The sequence below is a fragment of the Streptomyces sp. MBT65 genome (assembly GCF_016612545.1).
Classification (GTDB): Bacteria; Actinomycetota; Actinomycetes; order Streptomycetales; family Streptomycetaceae; genus Streptomyces.
This window is the reverse complement of record NZ_JAENRY010000034.1, coordinates 65,099-75,841: the sequence shown is the minus strand read 5'-3', so window position 1 is coordinate 75,841 and position 10,743 is coordinate 65,099. Positions and strand designations below refer to the sequence as shown.

Below are 10,743 nucleotides of genomic sequence, written 5' to 3'. Positions count from 1 at the left end.
CCCCCCACCGCCCCACCGCATTCAGCAACGCATCGAACGCCTCCGCCGCGTTCCCCGCCCTGAGCGCGAACACCCCGTTCAGCGCGTCGCTGTCCGTCGTGGTGGCGAGTCTTCGGGCGTGGTCGGTTTCGCCGGACTGCCAGGCGTCGGCGGCGGCGCGGTTGAGGAGGCGGGACTGTTCGCGGGGGTCGGTGGTGAGGGCTGCGGCGCGTTCCACCAGGGCGCGGGCGAGGGCGTGTTCGCCCGTGTCGCGGGCCTTCTGCGCCGCTGTCCGGAGTTCCGCCGTGAGCCGCACGCTGGGGCCGAGCGCTCCCGCACCCCGGTGCCAGGAACGTCGCGGTGTCTCGCCCTCGGCACGCAACACCCGTGCCAGCAACCGGTGCACGTCCCGCCGGTCCGCCGGTGACCCGGTCTCGTACGCGGCGATCCTCGTCCACGCGTCGCGGAAGACCACCCCGCCGGCCGTCGCATGGGCGACTCCGGCGGTCTCGGCGGCTTCCAGGGGGCGGGTGTCCAGCCGGGCCGCCGCGGCCGCGCGCAGGAAGGCGTGGGTGGGGACGGGGTACTGGTCGGCCGCGGCGAGCAGGAGGAGGAGGCGGGTGTCGTCGGGGAGGGCCCGGATCTCCCCGCGGTGCCGGGTCAGCAACTCCGGTGCCAGGGAAGCCGGTTCGGTCGGCAGGGGGTCGAGGCCCGCGGCCTGGCGTGGGGTCAGGCGCGGGAGGAGTTCGGCGGCGGCGCGCGGATCGCCGTAGACGATGCGCAGGAGTCGGATGCGGACCCCTTCGGGAAGTTCCGGGAGTTCCGGAAGATCCCGAAGTTCGGGGTCGAGGGTTCGCCCGGTGTCGATGCGCGACGGTGGCGAAGTGCGGTCTAGAGAAGTGGGGTTCACCGGAGTCAGCACACAACTGACGTTACTGGCGAGTTAATTCACCCGTAAAGACCGGCGATTTCGCCGATGCGGCGCGCGTAGACCCCCCTGACACTCCTGACAACCCCACCCGTATCAGGAGGCATCATGCAGCGCCACAAGCGTCGCATCGCCACGGCCCTGTCGGCCGTGACCACCTCGCTCCTTCTGTCACTCTCCCTGGCCTCGACGCCCGCTCACGCGGCGAGCCACGACCCCATCATCTTCGTGCACGGCCTGAGCGGTTCGGCGAGCGGCTGGGACGACTGGGTCGCGGACTTCGAGGCCGACGGCTACTCCTCGTCCGAGCTGTTCGCGTGGTCGTACGACTGGACGCAGTCGAACGTCACCACCGCCTCGCAACTGGCGACCGAGGTCAAGAGCGTGCTCGCGCAGACCGGCGCGTCGAAGGTCGACATCGTCGGTCATTCCATGGGGACGCTCAGCTCCCGCTACTACCTCAAGAACCTGAGCGGCACGTCGTACGTGGACCACTTCGTGTCCGTCGCCGGCGTCAACCACGGCACCTCCATCGCCTCGCTGTGCGGCTGGCTCTACACCTCCTGCAAGGAGATGCAGACCGGGAGTTCCTTCCTCACCGCGCTCAACTCCGGTGACGAGACGCCCGGCAGCGTGTCGTACGCGGCCTACTGGTCGGACTGCGACGAGGCGATCAACCCGGACACCTCGGCCGAGCTGAGCGGCGCGACCAACGTCGACGTCGGGTGCATCTCGCACACGAACATGAACAACGACCACGGCGTCTACGAGCAGGTGCACGACTTCATCTCCTGACCCGCCCCGGAGCGACAGCGGGGGTGGTCACGGCCCGTAGGGGGGACAATCCCGGTAGGGACCGGTTTCGGCCCGGTCCGGTCCGGGAGGTCGCCATGCCGCTACGGTCCGCAGGCTCCGGCACTGTGCCGCGGGACGCCGTCCACCACCCGCTGTTCGCCCGTTACTACGCCCGCTTCAGCGTGAGCGCCGAGTCGCGGCTCGGCCTCGCCGGGCTGCGGGAGAGGCTGCTCGCCGGACTCTCCGGGCGGGTGATCGAGATCGGGGCCGGGAACGGCCTGAACTTCGCGCACTACCCGGGCGCCGTCTCGGAGGTCGTCGCGATCGAACCCGAGCGCACGCTACGGCAGTTGGCCGTGGAGGCCGCGCTCCGCTCCGAGGTACCCGTCGACGTGGTGCCGGGCGCGGCGGAGAAGCTGCCCGTCAAGAGCGAGGCCTTCGACGCGGTCGTCCTGTCCCTGGTGCTGTGCAGCGTGCGCGATGTGCCGAGGGCGCTCGCAGAGGTACGGCGGGTGCTGCGGCCCGGTGGAGTCGTGCGGTTCTTCGAGCACGGCCGGGGCGGCGGGCCGGCGATGGCATTCACCCAGCGCGCCCTGGACCGCACGCTGTGGCCACCGCTGAACGGCGGCTGCCATCTGGCCCGCGACCCGGTCGCCGCGCTGCGCGACGCGGGGTTCGAACTCGGGCCGTACCGACGGGTGTTGATCCCGGAGAAGGGGCCGACCCTGCCGACCTCCTACTGCGTCCTGGGGACGGCCTGGCGCCCGGTCACGGACGGGTGATCACAGGCCCCACCGACGCAACGCGATCACAGGCCCCACCGACGCAGCGCGATCACAGGCTCCACTGGCGCAGCTCGTGCGCGATGTCGTCGACGGATGCCTCGCCGCTCTTCACCAACCGGGCCAGATCACGGACCTGTTCGGGCGAGGTGACGACCTTCAGACCGCTGGCGACGAGGTAGGCGTACGCGACGGCGGAGGCGAAGAGGGCGTTGGAGCGCTCCAACGCGGGGACGTGGATGAGGAGTTGGAGTAACGCGGCGGCGCGGGCGTGCGGGCTGTCGTAGACCGGGACGTCGAATATGTCGGCCTGGTGGCGGGCGACGGCGGCGACGAGTGCGCCCCAGTCGGTGACCGCGGGGTCCCCGGGGGTCTTCTGTTCGGCGAGCATCAGCAGCCAGGCGAGGTCGATCCTGAGGTTGTTCAAAGGGATCAGCGGCGACCTTCGCGGGTGTGCTCCCCGTCCGTGCCGAACTCGTCGGCGAAGACGGACTCGTACTGCTTCATGAAGTCGGCGGCCGCCTCGACGAACGTATGGCCGACCTCGCCGGTGTCCTGTCTGACCAGCTCTTCTATGTAGCGGTTGACGCTCATCCCACGGGCCAGGGCACGCTCACGGGCCGCGCGGGCGGTGCCCTCGTCCACGCGCACGTTCAGCTGGGTCTTCGCCATACCCAGACGCTAGCGCCGGATCGCTAGCATCGGCAAGGGCTCAGCCCGTGGGTGGAGAGTGCCCCTTACACCGGCATCGGGGGCCCGACCTGGGGTGGAGACCGCCTCGGCCGCACGGGGGATATCGGCTGTGCGTCGCGTCACACTAGGCTCGGTCCGGAGTACGGAGTCGGCGCGTCAACCAGCGACGGAATCCCAGGGGGCTGTCTTGTCCACATCCGCTGCGGAGCACGTTCCGGGTCAGGCCTCGGCCGGCCGGATCGCGGCCCGCGCCCACGGTCTGACCAAGGCGTACGGCTCGGGCGAGACGACCGTGCTCGCCCTGGACTCGGTGGACGTGGACATCGCGCGCGGCCGTTTCACCGCCGTCATGGGCCCGTCGGGCTCCGGGAAGTCCACGCTGATGCACTGCCTGGCGGGGCTCGACACCGTCTCGGCCGGGCAGGTGTGGCTCGGCGACACCGAGATCACTGGGCTGAAGGACCGCGAGCTGACCCGGCTGCGCCGGGACCGGATCGGGTTCATGTTCCAGTCGTTCAACCTCATCCCGACCCTGAACGCGGCCGAGAACATCACGCTCCCGATGGACATCGCCGGCCAGAAGCCGGACCAGAAGTGGCTGGACCAGGTCATCGACACGCTCGGGCTGCGGGACCGGCTGAAGCACCGGCCGTCGCAGCTCTCCGGGGGTCAGCAGCAGCGCGTGGCGTGCGCTCGGGCGCTCGCCTCCCGCCCCGAGCTGATCTTCGCCGACGAGCCGACCGGCAACCTCGACTCACGGGCGGGCCTCGAAGTGCTCGGCTTCCTGCGCGATGCCGTCGACGATCTCGGCCAGACCGTCGTCATGGTCACCCACGACCCGGGCGCCGCCGCCCACTCCGACCTGGTGCTCTTCCTCGGGGACGGGCGGATCGTGGACGAGATGGAACGGCCGACGGCGGAGGCGGTGCTGGAGCGGATGAAGCGGTTCGACCTGGTCAGGGGCCAGCTCGACGGGCCGTCGACACAGACCGACGACAAGGACTGAACCGTGCTCAAGGCGACCCTCCGCAGCTTCCTCGCGCACAAGGGACGACTGCTGCTCTCGGCGCTGGCCGTCGTGCTGTCGGTGGCGTTCGTGGCCGGCAGTCTGATCTTCTCCGACACGGTGACCCGCACCTTCGACCGGCTCTTCGCCTCCACGTCCGCCGATGTGACCGTCGAGCCGAAGCAGGACCTCAAGTCCTCGGTGCCCACCGGCGCGACGGAGACCGTGCCCGCCGCGCTCGCCGGGCAGGTGGCGAAGGTGGCCGGGGTCGCCTCGACCCACGCCGACGTGTCCGTCGAGAACATCGTGGTCGTCGACAGCGCGAACAAGTCCGTCGGGCCGACCACGGGCGCGCCCACCATCGCCACCGACTGGTACCTCACCGACCGCAGCCCGGTGAAACTGACCTCGGGCCACGCCCCGCACGGTGCCAGCGAGGCTCTCCTCGACGCGGACACCGCCGACGACAAGCACGTGAAGATCGGCGACACGCTGACCGTGCAGGCGCAGCCCGGCAGCTTCAAGGTCGAGATCGTCGGCATCGCCACCTTCACCACCACCAACCCCGGCGCCGCCCTGGTCTTCCTCGACCCCGCCACCGCGAAGGACCAACTGCTCGGCGCACCCGACCGGGCCACGAGCATCTCGGTGGACGCGGCGAAGGGTGTCGACGACTCCGTACTCAAGCAGCGGGTGACCGCTGCGATCGATTCCTCCGGTACCTACGACATCAGGACCGCCGACGAGCAGGCGAAGTCGGCCGCCGCCGACCTGGGCGGCTTCCTCGACGTGATCAAGTACGTGATGCTCGGTTTCGCGGGTATCGCGGTCCTGGTCGGTGTCTTCCTGATCGTCAACACGTTCTCGATGCTGATCGCCCAACGCACCCGCGAACTGGGCCTGTTGCGTGCCCTGGGCGCGGACCGGAAGCAGGTGCGGCGGTCGGTGCTCACCGAGGCGCTGCTGCTCGGGCTGGTGGGTTCGACTCTCGGTCTGGCGGCCGGGATCGGGCTCGCGGCCGGGCTGATCAAGCTGATGACCGCGTTCGGCATGAACCTCAAGACCACGGAGATGGTGGTCGGTTGGCCAACCCCCGTGGCGTCGTACGTGGTTGGGGTCGGGGTGACCTTCGTCGCCGCGTATCTGCCGGCCCGGCGCGCCGCGACCGTCTCCCCGATGGCGGCCCTCGCGGACGCCGAAGTCGCGGGCGTGGGACGGCCGTTGAAGGTGCGGGCGGTGGTGGGTTCGGTGGTCGGGGCGTTCGGTGTCGCCGCGCTGGCGGGCTGCGCCGCCGCGACGAGCACGGCCTCGTCCTCCTCCTTCCTGGGCCTCGGCATCGTCCTCACCCTGATCGCGACCGTGATCGCGGGCCCGCTGCTGGTCCGTCCGATGATCCGGGTGCTGGGCGGCGCCTTCCCCGCCCTGTTCGGCTCGGTCGGCCGGATGAGCCAGCGCAACGCCCTGCGCAATCCGCGCCGTACGGGCGCCACCGCGGCGGCCCTGATGGTGGGGCTCGCCCTGGTCGGCGGGATGTCGGTGGCCAGCGCGTCCATGTCCAAGTCCTTCGACCAGCAGATCGACAAGACCCTGGGCGCCGACTTCGTGATCCAGAACGGCAACTTCCTGCCGTTCTCCAAGGAGGTCACGGACCGTGTGCGCGCCACCGAGGGCGTCGGTCTCGTCGTACGGTCCCGCTTCGCGCCTCTCGCGGTCAGGCTGCCGGACGGCAGGCGGGTGGAGACGACGGCGGCGGGTTACGACAGCCCGCTGGACGCCGTCGCCCACATCAAGTACGCGCAGGGCAGCACGACTTCGGCACTCGCCGCCGGGCACCTCGCCATGGACGTCGACTTCGCGAAGAAGCACGGCGTACGGATCGGCAGCGTGCTCCCGGTCGAGTTCCCGGGCGGACGCACCACGCGGTTGACGGTGGGCGCGCTCAGCGACCAGGGCGCCTCGGGCGGGTTCGGGACGCAGGGCGGACTCTTCTTCGGGATCGCCACCGTCGAGAAGTACGTGCCGAACGGCCAGGACTCCTCGCTGTACGTGAACGCGACCTCCGGCACCGGCGCCGACCAGCTCCGCAAGGCGCTGGACACGACGCTGAAGCCGTATCCGCAGGTGCAGGTCCGCGACCAGGCCGACTACAAGAAGCTGGTCCACGACCAGATCGCCGTCCTGCTGTATCTCGTGTACGCGCTGCTCGGGCTGGCCATCGTCATCGCGGTGCTCGGCGTGGTCAACACCCTTGCCCTGTCGGTCGTCGAGCGCACCCGCGAGATCGGGCTGCTGCGCGCGATCGGGCTCGGCCGGCGCCAACTCCGGCGCATGATCCGGCTGGAGTCGGTGGTGATCGCGGTGTTCGGAGCGGTGCTGGGACTCGGCCTCGGCCTGGTGTGGGGCGTCTGCGCACAACAAGTCCTGGCGCTCCAGGGCATGAAGGCGCTCGCGGTGCCGTGGACCACGATCGTCGCGGTGGTGATCGGCTCGGCGGTGGTCGGCATCGTCGCGGCCCTGCTGCCCGCGTTGCGCGCGTCCCGTATGAACGTCCTGGCGGCGATCGCGCACGAGTGATGGAATCACCACGGTCGTTCTGAAGTCCCTTGCCGCCGAGGAGAGTTCATGCCGCGTCCGTTCCGCTTCGGCGCCAGCCTGCTCACGTCCGCGCCCGCCGCCGAGTGGCGCGCGCGATGCCGACGCGTCGAGGAGCTCGGCTACGACGTGATCCTGGTCCCGGACCATCTGGGCATGGTCGCGCCGTTCCCGGCGCTGGTCGCGGCGGCGGACGCGACCGAGCGGCCGCGGGTGGGCACGTTCGTGCTCAACGCGGGCTTCTGGAACCCGAGTCTGCTGGCCCGCGAGGTGACGACGGTCCACGACCTGACCGGCGGACGCCTCGAACTCGGCCTCGGCACCGGCTATGTCCAGGCGGAGCACGACACGGCGGGGCTGCCCTTCGGCTCACCCGGTGAACGCGTGGACCAACTGCGGCGCACGATCGACGAGTTGGGGCGGCTGCTGGACGCGGCGAAGTGCCGGGTACCGCTGCTCCTCGGCGGCAACGGCGACCGCATCCTGCGGCTGACCGCCGAGCACGCGGACATCGCGGCGTTCACGGGCGCGAGCCTGGTGCCGGGCGACAAGGAGGGAAAACTGGCGCCGGTCGACTCCACCGAGTTCGACCAACGGGTCGCCCGCTACCGGGAGTTCGCGGCCGACCGCGAGGAACCCGCCGAACTGAACCTGCTGATCCAGCGAGTGGCGATCACCGACGATCCCGCGCACACGCTACGGCCGCTGCTCGAGCGCCGACCCGATCTCACCGTGGAGCAGGTCCTGGATCTCCCCGTGATACTGGTCGGGACCCTGGAGCACATCACGGGGAAGGTGCGCGCGCTGCGCGACCGGTACGGCTTCTCGTATCTCACTGTGCTGGAGCCGTACCTGGAGGCGTTCGCGCCGGTCATCGAGGATCTGCGCGGAAACCCGCTCGCCGCGCCCGACCGTCGTCTGCTTGGCTCGCCCCATGAGTGATCTTCATATCCGTGGCGCGGCCCTTTCCGACATCGACGCCGTGCTGGCGTTCTGGCGCGAGGCCGCCGAAGGCACGAGCATCAGCGACGACCGCGACGGCGTGGCCCGGCTCATCGAACGGGACCCGGACGCGCTGATCCTCGCGGAGCGTGACGGGCGGCTCGTCGGGTCGGTGATCGCCGGCTTCGACGGCTGGCGCTGCCACCTCTACCGGCTGGCCGTGCACCCGGAGCACCGCCGCCGGGGCATCGGCTCGGCGCTGCTCACGGCGGCCGAGGAGCGGTTCGTGGCACTGGGCGGGCGGCGCGGGGACGCGATGGTGCTGGAGCGCAACGAGACCGGGCAGCATGCGTGGCGCGCGGCGGGGTACGCATCCGAGGAGCAGTGGCGGCGCTGGGTGAAGCATCTCACCACCTGAACGCTTTGCCCATCCTTTACTATTGGCGGACGATCCCGAACTTCTGCATCTCCTCGAAAGGTGTGAGCGTCCGCCCATGGGCGAGCCTCCCAGTACGCGACATCGCGCGAACCTCCCTGCCCTGTCCGATCATGGGACGGAGGTGACCCGATGACCGAAGTGCTTCTGCTGCTGGTGGCGATCCTGCTCTCGCTCGCCTGTGGTGCCTTCGTCGCGGCCGAGTTCTCGCTGACCACCGTCGAGCGCGGCGAGCTGGAGCGGGCGGTCGAGCGCGGCGAGCGGGGCGCCGCCGGCGCCCTGAAGGCCGTACGGAATCTGACCTTCCAGCTCTCCGGGGCGCAGCTCGGCATCACCGTCACCAATCTGGTCGTCGGCATGCTCTCCGAGCCGTCGATCGCCGCGCTGATCGCCGGTCCGCTGGAGTCGCTGGGCATCTCGCACTCCGCGTCGAAGTCCGTCGCGCTGGTGCTGGGTACGGCGCTGTCGACGGTGTTCCTCATGGTCGTCGGCGAGCTGGTGCCCAAGAACTGGGCGATCTCCTCGCCGCTGACGGTGGCCAAACGGGTGGGGAACGCGCAGCGGTGGTTCAGTGCCGCGTTCCGCCCGTTCATCAGCCATCTGAACAACACGGCCAACCATGTGGTGCGGGCCTTCGGTCTGGAGCCCGCCGAGGAGCTGGCCTCCGCGCGCGGGCCGCAGGAGCTGGCCGCACTGGCCCGGCACTCCGCGAAGGAGGGCGCCCTGGAGCCGGACACCGCCGAGCTGTTCGTACGGACCCTCAACCTCGCCGACCTCACCGCGGAGAACGTGATGACGCCCCGCGTCCAGGTCGTCGCCCTCGACGCCCAGGCGACCTGCGAGGACGTGGCGAACGCGACGCGGGCGACCGGGCTGTCCCGGTTCCCGGTGTACCGCGGCAACCTCGACGAGGTCGTCGGCACCGTGCACATCAAGGACGTCCTGGCGGTGCCGGCGGACCGGCGCCCCCGCTTCCCGCTCTCCGAGGTCATGCGCGAACCCCTCCTCGTCCCGGAGTCCCTGACCGTGGACCGCCTTCTGGACCGGCTGTCGGGCAAGCGCACGATGGCCGTCGTCATCGACGAGTACGGCGGTACGGCGGGGGTCGCGACCCTCGAGGACATCGTCGAGGAGGTCGTGGGCGAGGTGCGGGACGAGCACGACCCGCACGAGACGCCCGACCTGGCCGCGGCCGGGGCGGACGACGAGGGCCGCTCGCTGTACTCGGCGGACGGCGCCGCCCGCATGGACCAGCTCGCGCGCGTGGGGCTGCGGGCGCCGGAGGGGCCGTACGAGACGCTGGCCGGTCTGGCCGCCACCGAGCTGGGGCGGATTCCGGAGGTCGGGGACACCGTCGAGGTCGCCGGGTGGCGGATCGACGTGGTGGACGCGTCCGGGCGCAGGGCGGCGCGGCTGCTGCTGCACGCGCCGCTCGACGACACCGGTTCCGGTACCGATCCGGGTTCCGGCTCGGGTCCCGGCTCTCGTTCTGATTCTGGTTCCGATTCCGGTTCCGACTCCGCGAAGGGGGAGCTGTGACCGCCGTACAACTGCTGATCGGGTTGGCGACGCTGGTCGTCAACGCCTTCTTCGTGGCCGCCGAGTTCGCGCTGATCTCGGTGCGCCGCAGTCAGATCGAGCCGCACGCCGAGCAGGGCGACCGGCGGGCCAAGAGCGTGCTGTGGGGGTTGCAGCACGTGTCGGCGCTGATGGCCGCGGCCCAGCTCGGCATCACGCTGTGCACCCTCGTGCTCGGCATCGTCGCCGAGCCGGCGATCGCGCATCTGCTGGAGCCGGTGTTCCACGCGGTCGGTGTGCCGGAGGGCGCGGGGCACGCGGTGTCCTTCGTGATCGCGCTGGCCGCGGCGACCTATCTGCACATGCTGCTCGGCGAGATGGTGCCGAAGAACATCGCCCTGGCGGAGCCGGTGCGCAGCGCGCTGGTGCTGGGGCCGCCGCTGGTGACGTTGTCGCGGGCGCTGCGCCCGGTGATCTTCACGATCAACGCGTTCGCGAACACGCTGCTCAAGCTGATGCGGGTCGAGGTCAAGGACGAGGTCACGGCGTCCTTCTCGGACGCCGAACTCGCCCGGATCGTCAGGGACTCCGGCGAGGCGGGACTCATCGACGAGCGGGCCCTGGAGCGGCTGAACGACGCGCTGGAGCTGGGCAGCAGGCCCGTGCGGGACGTCGTCCTCCCCCTCGAACGCGTCGACTACGTGGTCGCGGGCATCACCCCGGCCGAGCTGGAGGTGCTGTCGGCCGAGTCCGGTTTCTCGCGCTTCCCGGTGGTGGACGACGAGCGCCGGATCATCGGCTACCTCCACGTCAAGGACGCGCTGGACGCCTCGCCGCGCGACGAGCCGTTCAAGGTCGAGGACATGCGGTCCATCGCGAACGTGAAGGAGAGCACACCAATGGACGACGTCCTCACCGCGATGCGCAGCGGCCGTACGCATCTCGCGGCGGTGCTCGACGAGGAGGGGCGGCTGACCGGGCTTGTGACCATGGAGGACGTGCTGCGGGAGCTGTTCGGGCAGCGGGCGTGAGCACGGCCGGGTGACCGCGGAGGCCGACCGCGGAGGCCGAC

10 protein-coding genes and 1 pseudogene are annotated in these 10,743 nt (G+C 70.6%); 8 read left to right on the top strand and 3 right to left on the bottom strand.

All coding sequences use genetic code 11. From position 1 onward, the window contains the following. Positions 1 to 901 (bottom strand): annotated as a pseudogene (locus JHN63_RS10640) (LuxR family transcriptional regulator); the annotation flags it as partial. A 114-nt stretch (positions 902 to 1,015) separates the two neighbouring features. On the opposite strand from JHN63_RS10640, the gene JHN63_RS10635 reads away from it, so the two are divergent. Next, positions 1,016 to 1,702 carry a triacylglycerol lipase gene (locus tag JHN63_RS10635; RefSeq protein WP_200679103.1) on the top strand — a complete coding sequence of 229 codons (687 nt, stop codon included), beginning with the start codon at positions 1,016 to 1,018 and terminating at the stop codon, positions 1,700 to 1,702. Between the two features lie 95 nt (positions 1,703 to 1,797). Beyond that, entirely contained in the window at positions 1,798 to 2,484 is a 687-nt protein-coding gene (locus JHN63_RS10630) for a class I SAM-dependent methyltransferase (RefSeq protein WP_200679101.1), read from the top strand. Between the two features lie 52 nt (positions 2,485 to 2,536). Here JHN63_RS10630 and JHN63_RS10625 read toward each other — a convergent pair whose 3' ends face one another. Further along, positions 2,537 to 2,911, bottom strand: a complete 375-nt coding sequence (locus tag JHN63_RS10625; protein ID WP_200679099.1) for a fic family toxin-antitoxin system, toxin component — start codon at positions 2,909 to 2,911, stop codon at positions 2,537 to 2,539. A gap of 5 nt (positions 2,912 to 2,916) precedes the next feature. Further along, positions 2,917 to 3,156, bottom strand: coding sequence for a toxin-antitoxin system HicB family antitoxin (locus JHN63_RS10620; RefSeq protein WP_200679097.1), 240 nt, complete (start codon positions 3,154 to 3,156; stop codon positions 2,917 to 2,919). Positions 3,157 to 3,364: 208 nt separating this feature from the next. Here JHN63_RS10620 and JHN63_RS10615 point away from each other — a divergent pair, with 208 nt between their 5' ends. The 6 genes from JHN63_RS10615 to JHN63_RS10590 all read left to right on the top strand — a co-directional run bounded on the left by JHN63_RS10615 (position 3,365) and on the right by JHN63_RS10590 (position 10,702). Then, on the top strand, positions 3,365 to 4,183 hold the full coding sequence (locus JHN63_RS10615; RefSeq protein WP_200679096.1) for an ABC transporter ATP-binding protein: 819 nt from the start codon (positions 3,365 to 3,367) through the stop codon (positions 4,181 to 4,183). Between the two features lie 3 nt (positions 4,184 to 4,186). Beyond that, positions 4,187 to 6,757, top strand: a complete 2,571-nt coding sequence (locus JHN63_RS10610) for an ABC transporter permease (protein ID WP_200679095.1) — start codon at positions 4,187 to 4,189, stop codon at positions 6,755 to 6,757. A gap of 48 nt (positions 6,758 to 6,805) precedes the next feature. Further along, positions 6,806 to 7,717, top strand: coding sequence for an LLM class F420-dependent oxidoreductase (locus tag JHN63_RS10605; protein WP_200679094.1), 912 nt, complete (start codon positions 6,806 to 6,808; stop codon positions 7,715 to 7,717). After that, a complete protein-coding gene (locus JHN63_RS10600) occupies positions 7,710 to 8,135 on the top strand; it encodes a GNAT family N-acetyltransferase (RefSeq protein ID WP_200679093.1) in 426 nt (141 codons plus the stop codon). Before JHN63_RS10605 ends, JHN63_RS10600 begins: the two co-directional genes overlap by 8 nt. Positions 8,136 to 8,285: 150 nt before the next feature. Further along, the gene (locus JHN63_RS10595) at positions 8,286 to 9,692 is read left to right on the top strand and encodes a hemolysin family protein (protein ID WP_200679092.1); all 1,407 of its coding nucleotides are present in this window, start codon (positions 8,286 to 8,288) and stop codon (positions 9,690 to 9,692) included. Continuing rightward, on the top strand, positions 9,689 to 10,702 hold the full coding sequence (locus JHN63_RS10590) for a hemolysin family protein (protein ID WP_200679091.1): 1,014 nt from the start codon (positions 9,689 to 9,691) through the stop codon (positions 10,700 to 10,702). Before JHN63_RS10595 ends, JHN63_RS10590 begins: the two co-directional genes overlap by 4 nt. Positions 10,703 to 10,743: the final 41 nt, after the last annotated feature.

What these genes read in the sequence shown, in the direction of transcription:
- JHN63_RS10605 (WP_200679094.1), top strand. Translation starts at nt 6,806, where the DNA reads ATGCCGCGTCCGTTCCGCTTCGGCGCCAGCCTGCTCACGTCCGCGCCC.
- JHN63_RS10620 (WP_200679097.1), bottom strand. Translation starts at nt 3,156, where the DNA reads ATGGCGAAGACCCAGCTGAACGTGCGCGTGGACGAGGGCACCGCCCGC.
- JHN63_RS10595 (WP_200679092.1), top strand. Translation starts at nt 8,286, where the DNA reads ATGACCGAAGTGCTTCTGCTGCTGGTGGCGATCCTGCTCTCGCTCGCC.
- JHN63_RS10630 (WP_200679101.1), top strand. Translation starts at nt 1,798, where the DNA reads ATGCCGCTACGGTCCGCAGGCTCCGGCACTGTGCCGCGGGACGCCGTC.
- JHN63_RS10600 (WP_200679093.1), top strand. Translation starts at nt 7,710, where the DNA reads ATGAGTGATCTTCATATCCGTGGCGCGGCCCTTTCCGACATCGACGCC.
- JHN63_RS10635 (WP_200679103.1), top strand. Translation starts at nt 1,016, where the DNA reads ATGCAGCGCCACAAGCGTCGCATCGCCACGGCCCTGTCGGCCGTGACC.